This window comes from Enterovibrio paralichthyis, from assembly GCF_019209835.1.
GTDB lineage: Bacteria > Pseudomonadota > Gammaproteobacteria > Enterobacterales > Vibrionaceae > Enterovibrio > Enterovibrio paralichthyis.
In genome coordinates this window covers 471,915-493,233 of the sequence record NZ_JAHUTS010000001.1, presented here as the reverse complement: position 1 = coordinate 493,233, position 21,319 = coordinate 471,915, and the positions used below count along the sequence as shown (strand labels likewise).

General features: G+C 48.6%; 20 protein-coding genes. 7 read left to right on the top strand and 13 right to left on the bottom strand.

All coding sequences use genetic code 11. The annotated features are described in order from the left end of the window. Positions 1–164 precede the first annotated feature (164 nt). Genes cyoE through cyoA form a run of 5 tightly spaced genes read right to left on the bottom strand, consistent with a single transcriptional unit; the run spans position 165 to position 4,904 of the window. Positions 165–1,043, bottom strand: coding sequence for a heme o synthase (gene cyoE, locus KU854_RS02310; protein WP_218356858.1), 879 nt, complete (start codon positions 1,041–1,043; stop codon positions 165–167). 17 nt (positions 1,044–1,060) lie between these two features. After that, positions 1,061–1,417, bottom strand: a complete 357-nt coding sequence (cyoD, locus tag KU854_RS02305; protein WP_218356857.1) for a cytochrome o ubiquinol oxidase subunit IV — start codon at positions 1,415–1,417, stop codon at positions 1,061–1,063. After that, entirely contained in the window at positions 1,418–2,038 is a 621-nt protein-coding gene (gene cyoC, locus KU854_RS02300; RefSeq protein WP_418885831.1) for a cytochrome o ubiquinol oxidase subunit III, read from the bottom strand. It abuts the gene before it with no gap. A 2-nt stretch (positions 2,039–2,040) separates the two neighbouring features. Continuing rightward, a complete protein-coding gene (cyoB, locus tag KU854_RS02295) occupies positions 2,041–4,023 on the bottom strand; it encodes a cytochrome o ubiquinol oxidase subunit I (RefSeq protein WP_218356881.1) in 1,983 nt (660 codons plus the stop codon). Positions 4,024–4,025: 2 nt separating this feature from the next. Then, on the bottom strand, positions 4,026–4,904 hold the full coding sequence (gene cyoA / locus KU854_RS02290) for a ubiquinol oxidase subunit II (protein WP_336245221.1): 879 nt from the start codon (positions 4,902–4,904) through the stop codon (positions 4,026–4,028). Between the two features lie 97 nt (positions 4,905–5,001). Between cyoA and KU854_RS24735 the strand changes: the two genes are divergently transcribed. Beyond that, positions 5,002–5,124 (top strand): hypothetical protein, encoded by a 123-nt coding sequence (locus tag KU854_RS24735; RefSeq protein ID WP_255555338.1) that lies wholly within the window; start codon positions 5,002–5,004, stop codon positions 5,122–5,124. 63 nt (positions 5,125–5,187) lie between these two features. Here the strand turns inward: KU854_RS24735 and KU854_RS02285 are convergent, their stop codons facing one another. Further along, positions 5,188–5,598 (bottom strand): hypothetical protein, encoded by a 411-nt coding sequence (locus tag KU854_RS02285; RefSeq protein WP_218356855.1) that lies wholly within the window; start codon positions 5,596–5,598, stop codon positions 5,188–5,190. A gap of 387 nt (positions 5,599–5,985) precedes the next feature. Here KU854_RS02285 and KU854_RS02280 point away from each other — a divergent pair, with 387 nt between their 5' ends. Beyond that, positions 5,986–6,600 (top strand): LysE family translocator, encoded by a 615-nt coding sequence (locus KU854_RS02280; RefSeq protein WP_218356854.1) that lies wholly within the window; start codon positions 5,986–5,988, stop codon positions 6,598–6,600. 22 nt (positions 6,601–6,622) lie between these two features. On the opposite strand, the gene KU854_RS02275 is transcribed toward KU854_RS02280, so the two are convergent. The 3 genes from KU854_RS02275 to KU854_RS02265 form a co-directional block, all read right to left on the bottom strand. Further along, positions 6,623–7,174 (bottom strand): hypothetical protein, encoded by a 552-nt coding sequence (locus KU854_RS02275; RefSeq protein WP_218356853.1) that lies wholly within the window; start codon positions 7,172–7,174, stop codon positions 6,623–6,625. A 168-nt stretch (positions 7,175–7,342) separates the two neighbouring features. Next, positions 7,343–9,178, bottom strand: coding sequence for a ricin-type beta-trefoil lectin domain protein (locus tag KU854_RS02270; protein ID WP_218356852.1), 1,836 nt, complete (start codon positions 9,176–9,178; stop codon positions 7,343–7,345). 337 nt (positions 9,179–9,515) lie between these two features. Beyond that, on the bottom strand, positions 9,516–10,694 hold the full coding sequence (locus KU854_RS02265; protein ID WP_218356851.1) for a DUF5666 domain-containing protein: 1,179 nt from the start codon (positions 10,692–10,694) through the stop codon (positions 9,516–9,518). A gap of 655 nt (positions 10,695–11,349) precedes the next feature. Between KU854_RS02265 and KU854_RS02255 the strand changes: the two genes are divergently transcribed. From KU854_RS02255 to KU854_RS02240, 4 genes are all read left to right on the top strand, one after another. Continuing rightward, complete coding sequence (locus KU854_RS02255; RefSeq protein ID WP_218356849.1) at positions 11,350–11,652, top strand: DUF6482 family protein; 303 nt, start codon at positions 11,350–11,352, stop codon at positions 11,650–11,652. A gap of 130 nt (positions 11,653–11,782) precedes the next feature. Next, positions 11,783–13,075 (top strand): mechanosensitive ion channel family protein, encoded by a 1,293-nt coding sequence (locus KU854_RS02250; protein WP_054778667.1) that lies wholly within the window; start codon positions 11,783–11,785, stop codon positions 13,073–13,075. A gap of 307 nt (positions 13,076–13,382) precedes the next feature. Beyond that, positions 13,383–13,667: a hypothetical protein gene (locus KU854_RS02245; RefSeq protein ID WP_054778668.1), complete on the top strand. Its 285-nt coding sequence runs from the start codon at positions 13,383–13,385 to the stop codon at positions 13,665–13,667. Between the two features lie 348 nt (positions 13,668–14,015). Further along, positions 14,016–14,420: a DUF4156 domain-containing protein gene (locus KU854_RS02240; RefSeq protein ID WP_054778669.1), complete on the top strand. Its 405-nt coding sequence runs from the start codon at positions 14,016–14,018 to the stop codon at positions 14,418–14,420. 76 nt (positions 14,421–14,496) lie between these two features. Here the strand turns inward: KU854_RS02240 and KU854_RS02235 are convergent, their stop codons facing one another. Continuing rightward, positions 14,497–15,672 carry an aminotransferase-like domain-containing protein gene (locus KU854_RS02235; RefSeq protein ID WP_218356848.1) on the bottom strand — a complete coding sequence of 392 codons (1,176 nt, stop codon included), beginning with the start codon at positions 15,670–15,672 and terminating at the stop codon, positions 14,497–14,499. Positions 15,673–15,782: 110 nt separating this feature from the next. Between KU854_RS02235 and KU854_RS02230 the strand changes: the two genes are divergently transcribed. Beyond that, positions 15,783–16,652 carry an AraC family transcriptional regulator gene (locus tag KU854_RS02230; RefSeq protein WP_218356880.1) on the top strand — a complete coding sequence of 290 codons (870 nt, stop codon included), beginning with the start codon at positions 15,783–15,785 and terminating at the stop codon, positions 16,650–16,652. Positions 16,653–16,764: 112 nt separating this feature from the next. Here the strand turns inward: KU854_RS02230 and dcuC are convergent, their stop codons facing one another. The 3 genes from dcuC to KU854_RS02215 all read right to left on the bottom strand — a co-directional run bounded on the left by dcuC (position 16,765) and on the right by KU854_RS02215 (position 21,313). After that, positions 16,765–18,117: a C4-dicarboxylate transporter DcuC gene (gene dcuC / locus KU854_RS02225; RefSeq protein WP_218356847.1), complete on the bottom strand. Its 1,353-nt coding sequence runs from the start codon at positions 18,115–18,117 to the stop codon at positions 16,765–16,767. 642 nt (positions 18,118–18,759) lie between these two features. Further along, entirely contained in the window at positions 18,760–20,442 is a 1,683-nt protein-coding gene (locus KU854_RS02220; protein ID WP_218356846.1) for a bifunctional protein tyrosine phosphatase family protein/NAD(P)/FAD-dependent oxidoreductase, read from the bottom strand. Positions 20,443–20,458: 16 nt separating this feature from the next. Then, complete coding sequence (locus KU854_RS02215) at positions 20,459–21,313, bottom strand: MBL fold metallo-hydrolase (protein WP_218356845.1); 855 nt, start codon at positions 21,311–21,313, stop codon at positions 20,459–20,461. Positions 21,314–21,319 lie beyond the last annotated feature (6 nt).

Here is a 21,319-nt window from a genome sequence, read left to right as displayed (position 1 = left end):
GGAGGAGGCGATACATCATGTGTTGCCCATTAAGCGAGAAGATCGAATATACCCGAGAGCCGTGAAGCCTAAGGCAAAGAAATACCCCAATAAAAAGAAAGCCAGTCAGCTTAACTGACTGGCATTACCCTTCCGGGCCTTTTTCGTTAGCCGGTATGAGGGCTTCACAGCGTCAGGGGCGAGATTGCGGTGTGATAATCCACGGCCATTGCAATGCTGATCGCGGTGATACTGACAATGGAAAACGCGAATACCTGCCTTGCCCAGCGCGTCATATCCACCCCGCGCTTGTACCCCCGCAGTGCCATTAACAACCACCAAAACCCGGTGCTGCAAGCTACCGCCATAAACGCTAATCCCGTATAGCCATTGATTGGCAACAGCAGCACAACCAGAGTGTAGAGCGCGATGTAAACCACGATCTGCCGTTTTGCGGAATCAATGCCCTGCGCCACAGGCAACACCGGAATACCGGCGTTTTTGTAGTCCTGATAGCGGAAGATAGCAATGGCGTAGGAATGAGGCATTTGCCACAGGCAGAACATGATCAGCAGGATAGCAGCACCGGAGTCAAACTGGTCGCTGACAGCGCAATAGCCAACCACAGGTGGAACTGCTCCGGAAAGGCTGCCGACAAGGGTGCCAAACACGGAATGGCGCTTCATGTAGAGGCTGTACACCCCAACATAAATCACAAAACCGAAGGCAGAAAAACCCAGCGCCAGTGAATTGGTAAACCAGGCCAGAATGCCAAAGCCAAGAATAGCCAGCGCAACGCCATGGGTGAGGGCAGCCAGTGGTGACATTTCCCCTGTGACGGTGACACGGCTTTTCGTCCGCGCCATCTTTGCGTCGATATCCCTGTCTATCACGTTGTTGAAGGCGCACCCTGACGCAACCACCAGTGACAGCCCGGTCAGCGTCGCCAACATCAGCGTAGGGTCAATCTGACCCCTGGAGGCCAGCAGGAATCCCCCGGCAGTGGCAATCAGGTTTCCCATGATAATGCCGGGTTTGGTTACCTTAAGATAACGGCGGAACATATGATTCTTTCCCTTGCTCAGTGCATCATCATGGCGTTGGACTCGTAGATAATCCAAACAGACAGACCCACTACCATCACGATAATCAATGCGCTGAACAGGAAAGATAAGCTGTTGGCTTTGCCTTCCTCCGTCACGAAGTTCAGGTGCAGGAAGTATTTCAGGTGCACCCAGATCTGGATGATAGCCATAGTGACGATAGTGGCCACCGTGGTGGGTTTTGTCAGCAAGCCCGTAGAAACCAGCCAGAACGGTATTGCGGTGAGAATGACCGACAGGACAAACCCAATAAGGTAATCCCGTGTGCCGGTTTGGCTATGGTCGCCTTGTTCCTGAAGTTCGAGTTCAAGAGATTGCGATTCATTGCTGCTCATTTATAGCGCCCCCATCAGGTAAACCACGGTAAATACACAGATCCAGACAATATCCAGAAAGTGCCAGAACAGGCTGAGACAGCTCAGCCGGGTGACGGTCTGCTTAGGCAATCCGCGGAACGAGACTTCGCCCATCATCACAGCCATCCAGATAAGTCCGGCTGTTACGTGCAGGCCATGCAAACCGACCAGCGAGAAGAAGGATGTCAGGAAGGCACTTTCCTGAGGGCCTTCACCATTGCTGATCAGGTGGTGGAATTCGTAGATTTCCATCCCGATAAACGTTGCTCCCAACAGGAAGGTGACAAACAGCCAACGCAGGGTTGTCAGCTTGTTCTGCCTGTTCGCTGCAATCATGGCGAAGCCAAACGTGATGCTGCTAAGGAGCAGGGCGGCGGTTTCAACCGCCACAAAGTTCAGGTCAAAGATGTCTTTGCCTGACACGCCACCAGCTGTGTTCATATACAACACGGCGTAAGTGGCAAAGAAAGAGGCAAACAACAGGCAGTCGGTCATCAGGTAAAGCCAGAAGCCAAACACATTGTTGCTGCCCGTGTCATGGTGCTCTTCGTGATGCGCGGCATCGGCACTGTGTGCGTCCAGTGCTGCCGAATGGGTGATACTCACGGGCGTCCCTCCGCGGTTGCATGGTTCAGGTGGGTGGACTCAATCTGGCTGATTTCGTCATTGAGCACGTAATAGTCCACATCAGACGTGTAACAGCGCTTGATAAACACGGTCACCGCGCCCAGCAGGCCGAATATCGCCAGCCACCAGATGTGCCAGATCATGGCAAAGCAAAAGGTGGTGAGTGCGGCGCTCATAAAGACGCCCGCCGATGTGTTTTTCGGCATGTGGATCGGTGCGTAGGAAGTTTGTGCCTGGTAGGCCAGTCCTTTCTCTTTGGCATCTGTCCATGCATCAATGTCTGTTACCACCGGAGTTTTGGCGAAGTTGTAGTATTGCGGTGGCGACGCCGTTGACCATTCCAGGGTATGGCCATTCCATGGGTCTCCAGTGGTGTCTTTCAGTCGCTCGCGGTTTTTGAAGCTCACAACAAGTTGGATAACCTGCGAAATCACACCGAACATGATGATAACGGCACCGATAAAGGCGATATAAAGCCAGATGTTCCAGTCTGGATTATCGGTATGGTTCAGGCGGCGGGTCATGCCTAGGAAGCCAAGGACATAGAGCGGCATAAAGGCGACAAAGAAGCCAACCAGCCAGCACCAGAATGAAACCTTGCCCCAGCGCTCATCCAGTCTGTAACCCATGGCTTTCGGGAACCAATAGGTGAAACCGGCAAGATAGCCAAACACGGCGCCGCCGATAATGGTGTTATGGAAGTGGGCGATAAGGAACAGGCTGTTATGCAGCACATAGTCTGCACCGGGAATCGCCAGCAATACGCCAGTCATGCCACCGACGGTGAAGGTGACCATAAAGCCGAGCGTCCAGAGAACCGGCGTGGTAAGGCGCAGCCTGCCGCGATAGATGGTAAACAGCCAGTTGAACAGTTTTACCCCGGTTGGCACGGCGATCACCATGGTCATGACACCAAAGAAGGCATTCACATTGGCGCTTGAGCCCATGGTGAAGAAGTGGTGCAGCCACACAATAAAGCCAAGGATGGAGATAGCACCACTGGCATAAACCATGGATTTATAGCCAAACAGGCGCTTGCCGGTGAAGGTTGAAATCACTTCAGAGAAAATCCCAAAGGCAGGCAAGATCAGGATGTACACCTCGGGGTGTCCCCACGCCCAGAAGAGGTTGATATACATCATTGCATTACCACCGGCTTCATTGGTGAAGAAGTGGAAACCCAGGTAACGGTCGAGCGTCAACATCGCGAGCACGGCAGTGAGGATAGGGAACGACGCTGCAATCAGGATATTGGCCCATGTGCATGTCCAGGTGAAGATAGGCATCTTCATCAGCGTCATGCCCGGCGCGCGCATTTTAAACACCGTCACCAGAAAGTTAACCGCCGTGAGCAGGGTACCCAAGCCCGATATCTGAAGCGCCCAGATGTAATAGTCCACCCCCGTGCTGGGGCTGAAGGAAAGCTCAGAAAGTGGCGGATAGGCAACCCAGCCGGTTTTCGCGAACTCACCCAAACCCAATGAGAGGTTTATCAGCACCGCACCGCCGGCAGTCAGCCAGAAGCTCAGATTATTCAGGAATGGAAACGCCACATCACGTGCGCCAATTTGCAATGGCAACACGATGTTCATCAGGCCAATCATGAATGGCATAGCCATAAAGATGATCATGATGACCCCGTGGGCGGTGAATATCTGGTCGTAGTGCTCAGGCGGCAAATATCCCGGATCGCCGCTGGTGGCCATAGCGAGCTGGGTTCGCATCATGATGGCATCGGCAAACCCGCGCACCAGCATGACGAGTGCGAGGGTGATATACATTACGCCGAGGCGCTTGTGATCGACAGAGGTGATCCAGTCACTCCACAAGGTGCCCCAAAATTTGTTCTTGGTGATAAAAACAACAAGCAGCAGCGCAGCAACCGCCACGACTGCCAAAGTGATCATGATAATCGGCTCATGATAAGGAATGGCGTCGAGAGACAGCTTTCCTAGCAAGTTCATAGTGACTCCTCGGCTTCACTTTCTTTATGGGCTGAATGCATGGCCTGGTGGGAATAGGCCATCTTTCCGTGGTCTTTCCCGTACTTCATGACAATGCTGTCAAACAGGCCTTGGTCGACGGAGCGAAAGTACTCAACAGGATGAAATTCGCTGGGTTTGGCGAGTTCAACATAGTCGGATTGCGTCAGCGGAGAACCGGAAGATTTCACCTTGCTGACCCAGGTATCGAACTCGTCGCGGGTAGTGGTGGCGACTGCATCAAACTTCATGCCGCTGAACCCTGAACCACTGTAGTTTGCGGAGAATCCTTCAAACGTACCTGGCTCATTGGCAATGAGGTGGAGCTGTGTTGTCATGCCCGCCATGGAATAGATTTGGCTTCCGAGCTGTGGAATAAAGAAGGAATTCATGGTGCTTTCCGAGGTGATTTTGAACTCAACCGGAACGTCGGTAGGGAACACCAGTTTGTTTACCGTTGCAATGCCCTGTTCTGGGTAGATAAACAGCCACTTCCAGTTAAGGGAGACCACTTCAACCGTCAGCGGCTTTCCTTTCCCTTCAATGGGTTTGTAAGGATCCAGTTCGTGGGTGGAGCGCCAGGTGATAGCGCCCAAAATCACGACGATAATGATAGGAATCGCCCAGACCGTGGCTTCAATTTTGGTCGAGTGCGCCCATTTCGGTGCATAGATTTCCTGGGTTCGGCTGTCTCTGTATTTCCATGAGAAATACAAGGTCATGACTATCACCGGAATAACAACCAGCAACATCAGAATGGTTGAAATAATGATGAGATATTTTTCGTCAATGCCTATTTGTCCTTTTGGATCAAGCACTCCGCCGCTACAACCGCTGAGTCCTAGAGTGAAAAAGATCAAGGCATGCGTTGTTAGTTTTCTGAATAACAAGATACTACCCTGTAACTGATGGGTTAATCCTAACCACGATGTGGCGCGAATTGGAATAAACGGCATGCTGTGTCGTTTAATTGCCAATTTTTCCCAGCAGCATTCGCAACGCCAGAATATTGATGGCGAAGTAAAACACTCAAGCTGGATTTATTTGGATTGGCTGATTGCTTTTGGTGAGAAATAGGCTGAATGCATAACTGGGTTATGAATTTCAGGCGCTAAAAATCTTCCGAAATAAAATGTGCAATCAGCAAATAAAGAGGGGCGGAGCGCGACAGCCGTGGGCTGATTGTATTGGCTGATCGAGGCTTAATGCCGGATATTTAATAGGGGTTTTGTTTTGGGTAACCCTGGCTAACCTGAACAGGAAAAAGTGAAGCAATAAAGCACAAAAACTTAAAACCAGCACTAAGGGTAGTTCAGATTGGGTTAAGGCTTGGCTGGCAAACAGGAAGTCGCTGGCGTGGCTGAGGCTTTGTCCAACAAGGGTTTCAATTTCAATAGCATCGAAAAATACATCATAAGAGAGGAAGACAAAGCTGAGTGCCATCAACACGATAGAAAGGCAGATGCTGCCCACGAGGGATTGGCGATTGGATACATCCGTGCAGGTCGGATGTATTGCCGATATTCCCTTGTGTGTGTTGGGTTGTGACACAGTGTTCTTCCTAAACGTTTATCAAACCTGATATGAAAAATTCAATGCCATTTGAATTCAACAACCGAGTATAAACTTCGATATGATTACTATCAATAAGTAAAGGGAGGGAAAGAAATTTAATTGTGGTGGTCGGAGTAGATATGCGTTCGTTGTTGTTATGAAACTTATTGAGTATAGAGTTAAGGGGTGGCGAATATATTTTCATGTAAGCAAATAATGTCAAAGAGGTATTATTTTTAGACTTGGTTAAATTAGCGATGAGTAATATTTTCATGCAATGCATGAGACTGTTAATGCTCCTCGAATATTTTTTTGCGTGTGAACTTGAGAGTGAGTAATTCTTTCCCCATATATCCTTTTTAGGAAGCACATTTTGGAAGAGTGATGGAACATTTGTTTGCTGTTGCGCTTTTTGCGATTTCTTCGTCAGTGACGCCAGGGCCAAACAACATCATGGTGATGACCTCGGGTCTCAATTTTGGTGTGAAAAAAAGTCTGCCTTTGCTGGTGGGGATCTGCATCGGTTTTACCGTAATGTTGCTTCTGGTCGGGATTGGCCTTTCAGCTTTGTTCGAATGGTTCCCGCCGCTACATTTCATCATTAAATGTGTGGGTGTCGCTTACTTGCTTTATCTGGCAGTTAAGATAGCCAGATCGGAAGGTGGGGTTGGCACCAATGAGCAATCTAACCCGCTTTCGTTTATGAATGGCGCGCTGTTTCAGTGGGTGAATGCCAAGGCGTGGGTTGTGGCAACGGGCGCCATCGCCGCGTTTACGTCTTCAGGAGAGTCATTCCTCGGCCAGAATCTGATGATTGCGATGACCTTCTTTGTGGTGTCTTTTCCTTGCGTCGGTGTCTGGCTGGTCTTTGGTTCTGTTCTCAGGCGTGTGCTTAATAGCCACGAGAGCCGACGTTGGTTTAATTACGCCATGGCTGGCCTACTTGTGTTGTCTGTTTTGCCAGTCTTGCAGGAGATTGCGGATACCTTGAATCCGTAAGTTTCCTGTCGACCCTTCGGGTTTAGGCAATCCATACAAAATCTTCACGAAGTTCATGGGTGTAACCAATTGAACGCCATTCGTCGCCGTTTTTCTCAACTAAAACCCCGCACCACCAACCATTGATGCAGGCAGCGAAGAAATGTGGGTCTTCAATGGGGTTATGAGCGCGGCTGTTTAGCAGGTCGGCGTAACTGTGAAAAGTGCTGGAGCTGATCCCTTGATATTGCGGCGCTTTAACGATGACCAATCCGGGGAAAGTGCGTCCATCGCTTTTTCTGATAAATTTCACATCTTCAGTTTGGCAGCTGGCTGCATCGGCATTTCGCCAAAAAGGTTCGACATACAGGGTGTAAAACTCATCGTAGGTTTTGTCGTGTTTTCTTAAATGCACAAAGTCACAGCCAAATATCGATTTAGCGACGTCCATCAGACCTTCACGACTGCCATCGTCGACTTCTTTCACTACGGAATAGCCCTTTACGCTCGCCACATAAGGCGGCTGTTTACTGATAAACATAGTGGCTGGCTCTATGTAATCTAGCTCGAAGAGTTTGAAGTAGGGCTTCATCATAGAATTAACCTCTTTGATATCAGTTATCTATAATGCTAGTTAAGGTTAAGGGAGAAATCCTTTGTATATCTGACTCTTTGTTTATTTCGTGCTCTCCACACGCTTTTTGGGAGACGTGTTAGGAATTACAGCCCAACCACAAAGGGTCGGGCTGTTGGTGAAAATCGATCAACGCAAGAGCTGCCATTGCTGCACTTGATAGCCGTGGCAGGAGAAGAAGTTCAGGTCTCCCTCCAGACACACACTGTCATTCACCGGGGCAATCAATTGCATGCTTGTGCCTGCAATCGTCCGGATATCAAATCTCTGACCTTGAGACGAAGTATGACAGTCATTGCTAGTAACTTTTGCAATGCCGCGGCCAAAGGTCGGGGCATTCAGGCAAACGGTTTGGCCATTTATTGATTGAGACAGTTCGCCGTTATTGAAATTCCAACCAGTGCCTTCGCTGTTGCAATCTGTCGTGGTGACATCACGGTTTCCGTCCAATGCCAGACACCTACCGCTGCGCAAGTTACGGAGCTTGAATTGATCTGAACCTGACAAAACTGTGCTGCTTGTCAGTGTGCTGGTAGATGACTCATTGCAGTTCGCTAATATTGCACCGTTGTCGCCAGCAGCATCTAAACAGAGCGCTTCCCTTTCTCCTGCGCTGTTAGTGAATAAGTACTCCAATTTTTGCGTACTGTCGTTAAAGTGCCATCGTGTATTTTCTGGCATGGTGGAGTAATGAGCCAGTGAGATGGAAGCACCAGCTGCATTTGATGAGGGAATCATTGCCAAAGTACCTTCGGGGTAGTTCGGGTTTAGCGAATACGCATAACGGGCTTTTGCGAGTGTGACAGGAAACGATGATGAACCACACACTCCCCAGCTGACGGAGTTATCACTGGCGGTATTCAGGCATTGTCCCGCACCGTTTTCGATGTATCCCGCAACAGAATATTGTCCTTCAGTCGCTTCATACTGTTTACATGCCCATGACTCAGGGTTGGTGGAAGAACCAATTGAGCAGGGATGGTTGGTGACAAATGACGATCCCCAATCGTGACTGAAATGATTGGCGACATCGCTGATGGTTTTCAGCGCTGTCTGCTCACTTAAGTTGGTTGGAAATGTATTGACGTTATACGTTTTGAAATATTTTACTTGAGATGGGTTAGAGGATGCGTAAGACGTGGCTCGAACTAATCGAGCAGCCATGATGTGGTCCGGATGTTGACCTTCCGCCGCATCGTCGCCAGGCAAACCCCAAGGGTCGAGAGTCAGTATTTCCGTTGGGTTCATCCAACTGATGATCTGGTTGAGTATTCCAAGAACGTTGTCCCACGAATAAACATTTTCAACCTGGAAACCGGTAATAGTATCAGCAACATTAATTGTTGTTTCGTTGTGGTCAGTATAAAGATGTGAAATGGTTGTTCCTACATCGGAAGAAGCAATAACATTACTTGAGTTAGGTAATCCCAACACCTGAACTTCTATTAATTGTCCTCCGGGTGTATTACCACTGAAGTCCCGGGAGAAAATATAGCGATGAACTTTATTGCCATTAATGTTATCCCATGATTGAGTCTGGTAAACGGAGGTGGAAAATTCTTGGCTTAAATAATCGGCATAAACAGCTTTTGCACCATTAATCCGGCCTTGATAATAGTAAGGGTCATTGGCGTTATAAGAAGGCGCACTACTTGGGGGCGTGATGTCAAAACCCGCATTAACATGAACGATTTTCAAGCATGCGCCATTATTTACGGCATCCCTGATATCCTCTCCCATAAAGTATCGGTCGTCATCAGCGTGTGCGACGACAATGAGCTTCCTTTCGTGCTGAAGACAGTAATTATAGTCAACCCATCTTCCGCCTATGTCTTGTGGCGAAAGGTCTGCAGAATGACTCGGAGAAGGGAATTGAGTCAGAAGAGTGGTGCCGGTAGGCAGTGTTTCACTCTGCACAGCAAAGGCTGACAGGAGAATAGGTAAAGCGATCGCATTCTTGTGCATCTACATTCCTTGGAACTTCTTGCTTTGAAAGAAGCCCTAAGAATTAATTCATAAACATCATGTTGCAATTCAAAATGATGCTGTAAAGTGGAAATTTTACACTTTGTCTCATTAATGATTCGTTCACCTCCATTTGATTAGTAGAGGTATGCTGTTAATTTATATGAATAAATTTGATTTATATGGTTTTAAACGGAAATAGCGAGTGGGTTGTTTTTCGCGTGGGAAGAGGGTGTTGCTTAAAATTGGACAAATGAAGCAAGTATGAGAATTTAATTTTCTAAAGCACAAAAAATAAAGGCAATGCTAATAGCATTGCCTTGGTATTTAAGTTAATTTAGTCGTCTTCGCACTCGATTTCACGTGCCACATGGTCACCGTTGATAATCACGCCTTCTACTTCCAGTCGGCAGTTGCCAATGCTGTCGAAGTTCAGTTCGTCGTCAAATTCGGTGTTGTTGTCGGTGTAAACTTTTACGCCGCCAATTTCAAAAGACAGTTCGGTGTCATCCAGGTTATCTGCATAGCCTTTCATTTTAAATTCGAACTTGTCCCAGTCACCATCAACGTCGCTGTCGTCTTCGAATTCAATTTCTTTGGCAAAGTTGCCTTTGGCGTTTGCAACATAGTCTACTTCAACTTCCATGCCCTCACGCAGCGAGTAGTTGTTGCAAATATCGCCATCTTCACAATCGTATTTGGTTGATTTATGAATTTCGAAGATACCACGGTAGTTCACTTCAAAACGGCTGTAGTCTTTATCAACCCAGGTTACGATGCCTTCAATTTCGCCGCGGCCATTTACACCACTGAAGCTTTTGATCATGATTTTTTCAGCAGTAACAGCTTCAACACCAAATGCATTTTCTTGTGTGCGGCCAAATACTTCTACCCATGCGCCATTACGTAGTTTTTTGGCATTGTTGATATCAGCGCCAGCAAACCAAACTTTCAGCGAGCTACCAACTTTGAAGCTCTTGTTGTTAAAGTCGATGTCCGAAATTCGGCCTTCAACTTCAACCATACCGTCCGCATCATATCCAAACTTTATAACAGACAGTACCTTGTAGCCTGCATTAGCGGTTGGCAGGGTAGAAACCATCACCCAGTCGCCGTTCTTGATTTGATTAGATAGGTTGCTGAAAGTCAGCGATACACCGCTGACTTTGAAAGTACCCAATTTGGGGTCGATTTCGGTGATTTTACCGGTGAAAGTCGGATCCAACTGAACATCTGAGCCACTTTTCGCGCTCATTGCTGCACGTGCGCCAGTGTTCAGGGAAACATTCATGTCAGCAGCCAGAATAGAAGCAGGAATAGATTGGTTGCGGTAGCTGACACTGCCAACCTGAAACTGCTGACCGTTAACGGTGATCGCAGAGCCAGAGACATTTTCGATTTTACCCTCTACAGCAGATAGAGCGCTTGGTTGCGTGCTGTTTTCACTGCCGCCTTCACCGCCGCCACATGCAGAAAGTGCCAAAGTAATAAGTGGTAATAGAGCGTAACGTTTCATTCAAAAGCCCTTACGAGAAAGAGTGCTAAAAGTGCCTGCGCAATCTAGCATTCCAATTGTTGGGAAATGTCTGGGATTTTGTCAGGTTTCTGTCAGGGGAGGTCCGTATGGCGAGAAAGTGGGCATTACACTCTCAAAGTGCCCGTAATATATGCGTTTTTTAAAAACAAATTGGACATTTTAAGCTATTGACTGTTTTGTTGGTTTAAATGTGAGATTTATATCTACTAATGAGAAAGGTGTGAATAATGACCGGATATCCATTGCTGTTATGTCCTGTGATGCATAAAACTGAGAGGAATTTCCATTGGTAGGACGAATACAGTATGTCGATGAGGCGAATAGCCTACAGCGCACCTTCAGGATTTGTGGCGGAGACCCGCCTAATAGATGGAGTTTATGTGGTCGAAAGACGCGCATTGCGTGATCGGCGAAAATTCAGTGCACGTCACCGTGGCTACGAACGCCGTAACAGTGCCGATCGCCGTGACTGTCCGGTGATTGACGAATTTATCTAAGATACCTAAACAACCTGAAGATTGAGGATTCAGCGAGCATCTTCAGGTCGTTTAGGTCTATTCCTTCCAGCTTAAATCTTGCCGCAATTGAACTGACCTGCGCACTCAGCCGTAATGGCTGAAAAAAGGGGACAGTTATGAAAACAAATATCCATGCCATTGCTGAACATACAGAGATCGAAAAACTCATCATTCACTCAATGGAGCAGAGTTTGTATCAGGCTTCTATTGTTGTTGGGGATGAAGAGCATTTTCTGTGTGATGTAAACGGTGAGCTACTCAGAACAAGATCGCTGGTGGAAATGCTGAACCTATGCCAGACGGTTAAAACAGACACCCGGGTACTCAGGCAAGACAGCGCCTACGATGAGATGGTAGGAACACCGCTGAAAGGCGAGAATCGTTTGGAGGTTGCGATTTCAGACATGCGCTTGTATTGAACAAAGCGCATTACTGTATCAAAACTGCCTCACCGTCGCGTTCCGCAACTTGTTAGGCTCTATAGCCATACTCGCTGAATCCTGTGTTTCAGGTAGTTTGAGTTGATGGGTCTTTACAGGGAGTGGCGAGATGCTAGAGCACGGTGTACGGAAATACGTGAGCGACAAACTGACGTCGATGGGGATAGACAGCGATCCTTACAGTACGGAGCCCACGCTTGTATTCCTGCTCGCTTCCATTGGTATAGCGGTGATCAGTTACCTCATCGTGCACAAGATCATCGTCCGCTCTGTAAACCTCATCATCAGCAAAAACAAAAACTCTTGGGCGAATAGCCTGACCAAATATGAGGTACTGGAAAAACTCGCGGCCTTGGTTCCTGTGATGATCCTGGATATATTTGTTCCGGTCATTCTTTCCCATCATCCATTCCTTTCAAAACTGACTGACCGTTGCCTTGGCATTACTGTGCTGGTGATGTTTGTCTGGATGATTTTTGCCTTACTGGATGCGCTGAACGACATCGCCTATAACCGGGGCATCAGCCGCCGGATGCCAATCAAAAGCTTCCTTCAGCTCATTAAACTTTTCACCTTTTTAGTTGCTATCGTTATCTCCATTTCGATCCTCGCTAACGAATCGCCGGTGATTTTCTTAAGCGGATTGGGCGTGGCGACCGGTTTGGTGATGTTGGTGTTCAGGGATACTATTCTGGGATTTGTGGCCGGTATCCAGCTTTCCGCCAACCGCATGGTCAGCCTGAATGACTGGATTCAGGTTGATGAGTATGGCGCCAGCGGTACGGTAGAAGAGATATCGCTGACGACAGTGAAAGTGCGAAACTTTGACAACACCGTCAGCATGTTGCCCGCGTATGCCTTGGTTCAGAATGCATTTATCAACTGGCAGGGGATGTCAGACTCCGGCGGCCGTCGGATCAAACGCTCGGTATTTATTGATGTCACATCAATCCGTTTCCTGACCGATGAAGAGATTGAAGCACTGAAAGAGATCCGCATTCTACGGGAGTTCTTGTTTGAACGAACCCGCGAGATCAACGAATTCAATGAATCGTTCAAAGATATTCCCCACAGCGCGAATCTGCGTCATTTAACCAATGTGGGTGTGTTCCGCGCTTACCTGGCAACCTACCTGCGTGCCAATAAAGATATTCATGACTACATGACCTGCATGGTGCGGCAGCTTGAACCAACGGCGCAGGGCTTGCCACTGCAGGTCTACGCATTTGTGAACAATACCGATTGGGTGTTTTACGAAGGGGTTCAGGCCGATTTGTTCGACCACATCTATGCCGTTATGCCCATGTTTGGTTTACGTCCGTTCCAGTCATTTGGCGGACACGATGCAATGAATATCGGGCTTGGGAATGTAGAGGCTGTCGGGCAAAAGCCAGAGGCTTAGTCGTAGGGTACAGATTGCCCGACAGCGAATTCGGTGAGCAGGATATCATCTAACCATATGAAATAAATCTTTATTCCAGATGATCTTCATTGGGATTTAAGAAATTTGCAGTGTACTGGTATTTCCGTTTGAGCTTATTGACGAAAGAGTCAAAATCAGACTCGCTGACTAAGCGCATATTAGTGTTATTTTGTGCCTGTCTCTCATCGCAATCAAAATCCGATTGAATCTTTTTCCGCACGATATACCCTTCAGAAAACAGATAGGAAATTGCCGCGCTTCAGTAGGTTACAGCTTAGGGTTGTCTATGACGATGAACGTTTTCTGGGAAAAAATTCAAAATTCGCTGTTACATTCACTCGACGATTTGATGGAGTTTCAAGAGCGTGTCTGGATAGTAAATATCCGCGAAAGCCAGATGAAAAATGAATCCTTTGTTGTCAGTGAAGATAGTTTCCGGGAACCCATGGAATGGATGGTCGATCAAGATTATCCGGACGATGTCCTTGAAGATCTGGAACTGCTTAAACCTTCCCAGTCTATCTGCTTTAAAGTTGGAAACGCTGAACACTGCATTATGCGTGTTAAGTAGCGCAATCTCTGATTTAAAGAAGGCATGGCGCGTATCGCCGTGCCTTTTTTGTGCAAGCTTTGCACCCTAATAGTACAGAAACCAAAAGTTATTATTAGACTTATCAAAATAAATTCCAATTTTTCATTGAGTTATAAAGTTGGCAATGGACTTGCAATACAGTAACTGTGCGTAGGTAGCATCGCCTACATACGTTACGTTTACTCCTTGCTGTCGTTGTTTGTTTCTCTATCCGGCCGGTAAATGCCTGGCCGGTAGAGAAACCTTCTTTTTCCTCAACATTCCGCTTGATTTTGCCCTTCCGATAGATACACTTCGCGCCTCAACGTGTGTCGAGAAAAGACTGAAATGAAAAAGGTAATGATGAGTGCCGCGCTGGCTTCAAGCGCGTTACTTTCGGGGTGCGTTACATTCCCGACGATCGAATCAGAACAAGTTAAAGTCGTCTGGGATGACGTCAATGCCATTCAGGGATGTGAACACAAAGGCACTGTCATCGGCTCAGAAGGTCACTTTTATGACTACTGGCTGCATGCAGACAAAGACATGGTTTGGGGTACCCTGAACCAAATGCGCGCGAAAACAGCAGAACAGGGCGGAAACGTACTTTATCTCTACAAACCTCTGGGTTTCCTCTCATCTGTCACCATGATTGGTAACGCTTACGCGTGTGAAGTGGACGCTGAGCCAGAAGCGGTAGAAGTGATCACTGAAACCAACGCTTCGCTGCAAGTCGCTGCGGGCGTACAGTAAACGCATCGTAAAACAAAACAGGCGCCTTTCACGGCGCCTGTTTTCTATCCAAATTTTGAGCGTTAATGGTGGCTAATCACGCCTGCATTGCTTCTGGTTGCGCCAGTTGTTCGCTTAGCCCTTTCGATAAACGTTTCACCGCCTCTTCCAGTTCGTCCGGCGTTGCATTGGTAAAGTTCAGACGCAGTGCAGAACTCGCCAGCTGGTGCTGTGGGTAGAACACTGGGCTTGGCACGACCGCCACACCGTTAGAAAGCAGGGATTTTGCCAGCGCGAACGTGTCGCATTGTGGCAGGGTTACCCAAACAAACATGCCGCCTTCAACCGGATTGATATCGCAGCCTTTCGGCAGATAAGTTGTCAGCGCATTGAACATTTTCTCGTAGCGTGTTTTATAAAGCGCACGGATGGTATCGATATGTGCGTCGAAATCTTCATGCTGTAACAGCCCCAGCAAAACCGCCTGCATCGGCACACTGGAATGCAAATCTGCACCCTGTTTGATTTTGATCAGCGGCTCCAGATAACTGCGTTTGCCGGTCACAATACCCACGCGCAGACCCGGTGAAGCAATTTTCGAAAATGAGCGCAATACAATCGAATGTTGCGGGCAAAAATCCGATACCAATGGCAAGGCTTCACCACTGAAACGCAGCTCACGGTAGGGCGCGTCTTCAATCAAGGCTACGTGGTACTTTTCACACAGCGCCGCTACCTGCTTGCGGGTTTCCAAAGACCAGCACACACCCGTCGGGTTGTGGAAATCCGGCACGGCATAGAACATCTTTGGTGCTTGCTCAGCAAAACAGGTTTCCAGCGCTACCAGATCCGGGCCGTGGGCATTTTGCGGCACGGTGACAATCTCAGCCTGAACCAGGCCAAATACCTGCATCGCGCCCAAATAGCTCGGGGCTTCCATTACCACTTTGTCGCCAGGGTTTACATAGGCACGGGCGATCAGATCCAGTCCTTGCTGCGAGCCGGTACAAGCCATCGCGATGTGGGTTTCTGGCAATTCAAAGTATCCGTTCAGGAACTCCAACAGTGGGCCATAACCGGCAGTCGCGCCGTATTGGAATACTTCGGGCATATCGCAAAGGCTTTCAAGCGTTGGCTTCATCAGCGCGATAGGGAAGGTTTTTTCATCCGGCAGACCGCCTGCCAGTGAAATGACATTTTTGTCAGACGCTGCCGCGAGAATTTCCCGGATGTAGGAAGAAGGGGTTTGCTGAAGCGCTGTTGCGATTTCCATGTTTGCACCTGAGTTATCTTTTTATTTTGTCTTTGCATCTTACAGCGCATTGCAGATTTTATGTTGTCCATTTATGCTCTTGAACATGTCCATTTATGCGATTTAAGGCCATGCACGCCCAGCATATTTCGCGCATCAATGATGTGCTGTATTTCATTCATAAAGATATCAGTCGGGATCTTCCTGCTAAAGAGCTGGCGCGGGTTGCAGCCTATTCAGAGCAGCACTTTCACCGCATCTTCAAAGCAGTGGTGGGAGAGTCAATTCACCAATATGTCCGTCGCACACGCATGGAGTTTGCTGCCAACCAACTGATGTTCGATCCGAAAACCTCGGTAGTGGATGTTGCCAGTAAGTGTGGATTCAGTTCAGTCTCCTCCTTTAGCCGCGCATTTAAAGCAACGTTCAATGTCGCCCCCGGCGAGTGGCGAAAGCACGAGTTTGATGACGGTGAGAAACCGTATTTGCGCGATCCGGAAGTGGCCGCGGGTTATCACCGCGTGGCTGGGCAGAGACTGCCGGAGCCCAAAATCATAGAAGTACCTGACCGTTTTGCTGCATATGTCCGCCATACCGGGTACAACCGCTCGATCAAAAATACCTGGCGGCTGTTGCGCGCGTGGGCAAAAACCGAAGGGCGGGACTTTTCAGCGCAGTTTGGCCTTCACCATTCCAACCCGGCTTGGGTCGAATTGGATAAATGCCGGTATGTGGCCTGCATTGCGATAGACAGCCCGGTAAAGGTGAGGGGAGTGGTGAATCAGTTGGTGATTCCCGGCGGTTTGCATGCGGTGTTCAGGTTAACCGGTGTGTATGGAGAACTTTTACCGCAAATCAGTAAGGTGCTGGAGCAATGGTTACCGTCTTCCGGATTCAAGCTCGGCGCGACGCCCGCTTATGTCCATTATCACCGGAATCACTTTATTGAAGAAGACGAGCGGTTTGAGCTCGATTTCTATTTGCCGATTGGGTTTTATTGATTGTTAGCGATAACCCCTCCCTAACCCTCCCCTTGAAAAGTGGAGGGGATCGAACAGAACACAAAAAAGCCTGGCGTCCAAGAACGCCGGGCTTTGTCTTTATAACGTGCTCTTACAGACCAACAATCAGGGAAACAGTTGTTGATACGATCAGCGCGCCAACCATTGGGATTGCAGTGCGTTTTACCAGTTCAAACGGTGATACGCCTGCCACACCTGCTACCGCAACAATTGCGCCAGTGATAGGCGACATTGAGCGTGCAATACCGGAAGCAAGTTGCATTGGCATCAGCATGGCGACTGCCGGTACACCCACTTTGCCCGCGATTTCCGGCACCATGGCGGCGAACGAGAAGAACGGTGCGTTACCGGAGCCCATCAGGATTGCAGCCAGCGTGATGATGATAACCATCAGGATAACCATGAGTGCTGGGGCAACGTTAGCGGCCAGTGCGCCTTCAATCACTGTGTCCAGCAGGCCAATGGTTTTCAGACCGTGTGCAAAGGTTTGACCCGCAATGACCAGAGTAACAACGCGCGCAAACTGGCGACCCATGCTGTCGAAGTAAATCAGGATGTCGGCAAAAACCTCTTTCGGGCTGCGACGGAAACCTTCGCACAGCATTGCGACGGCAATAGAAATCAACATTGAAGTCACAACGTCAATTTTCACTGTGTCCAGCATCATTGGGCTGAACAGCAGAATCAGCGCCAGTGGGATAATTGGCAGCAGGGCATACCAAGCTGGTGGATTCGCACCGTTTTCAGTTGCGTTGATATCTGTGTTTTCATCTGATGTTTCGCGAACGTCAAACCAACGCTGAACAAAGAAGTGCAGGATTGCGATGGTCAGCATCGTCGCGATGGCAACAGGAAGCTGATACGTGATGAAGTATTCGGTGACCGGCATGTCGGCGGTACGTGCCGCAAGGTTCACGTTGCCGGATGCAGGGCCCAAGTCCAAACACGCTGCAGTTGCGATTACCGCAGTCGCAGACATTTTACTCACGCCAAGGCGAACCAGAACCGGGTAGAGGGTTACCATCAAAAGCAGGCCCAGGCCAGATGCGCTTGGAATGAAAATGTTCAGGATTTGGCCAATGATGTAGCCCAGCGCCATTACCAGGTAAGGGGCTTTCAAGTAACCCAGTGGTTTGATTGCGATGTTAACCAAGGCACGGGAAGCGCCGATGTGGTCCATGTAGTGCGCGAAACCACCCACAGCCATGATGATAAGACCAAGGCCAGCCACAGTTTTGCTGGTGGTTTGTTTTACAAAGGTGAAAATATCGAGTGCTGCTGAACCGCTGGATGCAGATTCAGGCAGTGGCATTCCGGTATCAAACAAAATTCCGGCAGCCATCAAAACCATACCGCCTAGGAACAGCGAGGTTTGCGGGTTATAGCGTTTAACAATGAGGTAGCCTACGGCAAATATTACTATCAGGCTAATCAAGGTCGTCATGCATGCTTCTCCATAAACAAAATACGACACGAATACTTACCTGGCGTCTGAGAGAAACGCGGTCAGGTAACATGCCAATTTCCCTAACATTTCCAAGGAAATATTTGAGAGTCGATGGATATCTAACAGCACCCTTGAGATTGCACAACGGATTTCAGTTTGGTGAATTTTGCGATGATAGATTCATCAGTTGCGCTGATAAATGACATGAGCAGATAGCAATTGATTGCCATGTCAGTAACGGTAGGTTTCAAGGTGATGACAATCTTGTGATTTGTTTGGATGGATAATTTACTGATGGGTTGTGCGTTTGTGTGGTTTGGGTAAATGCTTACGGTGATGATTCACAATGTAGATTCGACGCTGGGTGTTAATGTCTTATTGGTTACACTGTAACGCCTTCCATTTGTCCCGACAATTATCCGGGTTGTGATTCCTCTCACAGCTGGCTTTTTTCAAAAGGAGTCTGGGTGGGTCGAGCAGTGAAAAAGATACATGCCAATAACATTCTCTTTGTGCCACAACAACATGAGAACCTGAATGCAGGACAAAAAAGGGGTGATTAAGCAAAAATCTAATCACCCATGGACACGCAGGATGCGCAATCGCTTGTTGCTCTTTTATGCCCCTAAAGGGGACTCGTTATTTCGGTGTTTCTTCTACAATTTCTTTATCCGGTTTTGCCATCCATTCCCGGCCTTTCAGCATGGCGAGGAAGTAAATCGGTGGCAGGATTTTCTCTTTCATATACCACGCCAAACGCGATGGACGGGTGCCGTCTATCAGCCAGGTCGGTAAGCTGGGTAGCAGCTTTCCGCCATAGCCAAATTCAGCAAGGATGATTTTTCCGCGCTCAACGGTGAGTGGACAACTTCCATAACCGTTATAAATAGCGCGGTCTTTCATCAACCCGCGATCGTGCAGCAGGTTTTGTGCTACCACCGGTGCCTGCATACGCGCAGCCGCAGCGGTTTTTGCATTCGGCGCATTCATTGCGTCACCTGCGCTATAGATGTTGGGGTACTTTTTGTGACGCAATGTGGACTGGTCAACGTCTATCCAACCTGCTTCATCAACCAGCGGACTGGCCCTGACAAAATCCGGTGGTGACTGTGGCGGCACGACATGGATCATATCGAATTCTTTGGTAACAAAGGTTTCTTTGTCGCCGTCCATCACTTTGAATACGGCAGTTTTTTCGTTGCCGTTGATGGAAACAAGCTGGTGACCGAAGTTCAGCTTGGTGCCATATTTCTCGACGTATTCCATCAATGCCGGCACATAGTCTTTTACTCCAAAGAGCACAGCGCCAGTATTGCAGAAGTCCACTTCAATGTCGGAAAGCACGCCTTCTTTATTCCAGTAATCACAGGAAAGGTACATGGCTTTTTGTGGCGCACCGGCACATTTAATCGGCATGGGTGGCTGGGTGAAAATCACTTTGCCTTTGCGCATCTTCTGCACCAGTTCCCAAGTGTAGGGCGCCAGATCGAAGCGGTAGTTGGAGGTGACGCCATTTTTCCCCAGCGTTTCTGTCAGGCCTTCAATCTTGTCCCAATCGAGTTTGATGCCGGGGCAAACAACGAGGTGTTCATATTGAACTGTCCGGCAACCGTCCAACAAAAGCTTGTTCTCTTCAGGCAAAAACGCCGCGACGGCTGACTTAATCCAATTAACGCCTTTAGGGATCAGTGATGACACTGTTTTTACCGTTTGATCCGGTTTAAAAACACCGGCACCCACAAGCGTCCAGCCTGGCTGGTAATAGTGAACGGATGCGGGGTCGACAATGGCTATATCAAGGTTGGGTGCGCGGGATTGCAGGCTTGAGGCAACCGCAATACCAGCAGCACCTGCACCTATAATGACCACTTCATGGGAAAAATCGACTTGGTCGGAGGGCGTTTTCCCACCGTTCAGTATCCGCTTTATGACGCCGTTCAGATCATAACCTGCATCTTTTGCACGGGTCAGGATCTCCTCAGGTTTGTAATTACCGGCATTTGAGAGCGCCCACAGCGTGATACAGCGGGTGCCTGTGCGGCAATACGCGAGAGTAGGGTGTGCCAGCGACTCCATCAGTTCACCGAACTGTTCAGCGTTCTCATCCGTAATTTTGCCGCTGGTGACAGGAAGGTAGTCGCAACTCATGCCCAGACGTTCCGCTTCAACACGGATTTCATCAAACACAGGTTGATCTGCCCCCTCACCATCGGGGCGGTTGCAGACGATGGACTTAAAGCCCATTTGTTGTATTGCTTCGAGTTCTGAAGCTTCTATCTGCGGGGCAACAGAAAACATCGGGGTCACTTTTCTAATGTCCATCGCTACCGCCTCCTTCTTACATGAGGTTGACTGGGATTTTGATGTATTGCTTGCCATTTTCTGACGGTTTGCCGAACTGGCCGTTTCTCATGTTGGCCTGCAACGATGGGAACAGCAGTTTGGGCACAGCCAGCGTGGCATCACGTGCTTCACGCATTGCAACGTAATCGGAAAGCGGCGTTTCGGGTTTGATCTGGATATTTTCTTTTTTCGCCTGACCAATGGTGATCATGTGCAGAGGGTCATCACCTTCTTTCGGGTAGTCGTGCCCCAAAAATACGCGGGTGCTATCTGGCAAGGTGTAAAAGCGCTGGATGGTGTTATAGAGCTGCTCTGCACTGCCGCCGGGGAAGTCGCAACGCGCGGTACCAAGGTGTGGCGCGAACATGGTGTCACCCACAAAGATGGCATCGCCAATCAGGTAAGTGGCACACGCTGGTGTGTGGCCGGGTGTATGCCAGACGCTCACATCCAGATTACCAATTTTGAACGTATCACCTTCATTGAACAGTTGGTCGTATTGTTCGCCGGTGAGTGGGGTGTCTTCTTCGTTATTGAACATTGGCACCCAAAGGTTCAATACCTTAACGATAGAAGACCCCATGGCAATTTTTCCGCCCAGGTTTTCCTGGAGGTAGTGGGCAGCGGTGATGTGGTCGGCGTGAACATGGGTTTCCAGAATCCACTCGCATGTCAGGTCATTTTGCTTCACGTACTCAATAACCCTGTCAGCACTGTCTGTACTGGATTTGCCCGCAAACTGGTCATAGTCCAGAACCGAGTCGATGATGGCGCAGTGTTTTGTCGCTTCATCGATCACGATATGAGTGAACGTAGCAGTTTGGTTGTCATAAAACGTCTCAATTTTCATCGCTTA

Coding starts and splice junctions, on each gene's coding strand:
- cyoE (WP_218356858.1), bottom strand. CDS start 1,043: ATGTTCCGCCGTTATCTTAAGGTAACCAAACCCGGCATTATCATGGGA.
- cyoD (WP_218356857.1), bottom strand. CDS start 1,417: ATGAGCAGCAATGAATCGCAATCTCTTGAACTCGAACTTCAGGAACAA.
- KU854_RS24735 (WP_255555338.1), top strand. CDS start 5,002: ATGCTGTGTCGTTTAATTGCCAATTTTTCCCAGCAGCATTCGCAACGC.
- KU854_RS02280 (WP_218356854.1), top strand. CDS start 5,986: ATGGAACATTTGTTTGCTGTTGCGCTTTTTGCGATTTCTTCGTCAGTG.
- KU854_RS02275 (WP_218356853.1), bottom strand. CDS start 7,174: ATGATGAAGCCCTACTTCAAACTCTTCGAGCTAGATTACATAGAGCCA.
- KU854_RS02270 (WP_218356852.1), bottom strand. CDS start 9,178: ATGCACAAGAATGCGATCGCTTTACCTATTCTCCTGTCAGCCTTTGCT.
- KU854_RS02265 (WP_218356851.1), bottom strand. CDS start 10,694: ATGAAACGTTACGCTCTATTACCACTTATTACTTTGGCACTTTCTGCA.
- KU854_RS02255 (WP_218356849.1), top strand. CDS start 11,350: ATGAAAACAAATATCCATGCCATTGCTGAACATACAGAGATCGAAAAA.
- KU854_RS02250 (WP_054778667.1), top strand. CDS start 11,783: ATGCTAGAGCACGGTGTACGGAAATACGTGAGCGACAAACTGACGTCG.
- KU854_RS02245 (WP_054778668.1), top strand. CDS start 13,383: ATGACGATGAACGTTTTCTGGGAAAAAATTCAAAATTCGCTGTTACAT.
- KU854_RS02240 (WP_054778669.1), top strand. CDS start 14,016: ATGAAAAAGGTAATGATGAGTGCCGCGCTGGCTTCAAGCGCGTTACTT.
- KU854_RS02235 (WP_218356848.1), bottom strand. CDS start 15,672: ATGGAAATCGCAACAGCGCTTCAGCAAACCCCTTCTTCCTACATCCGG.
- KU854_RS02230 (WP_218356880.1), top strand. CDS start 15,783: ATGCACGCCCAGCATATTTCGCGCATCAATGATGTGCTGTATTTCATT.
- dcuC (WP_218356847.1), bottom strand. CDS start 18,117: ATGACGACCTTGATTAGCCTGATAGTAATATTTGCCGTAGGCTACCTC.
- KU854_RS02220 (WP_218356846.1), bottom strand. CDS start 20,442: ATGGACATTAGAAAAGTGACCCCGATGTTTTCTGTTGCCCCGCAGATA.
- KU854_RS02215 (WP_218356845.1), bottom strand. CDS start 21,313: ATGAAAATTGAGACGTTTTATGACAACCAAACTGCTACGTTCACTCAT.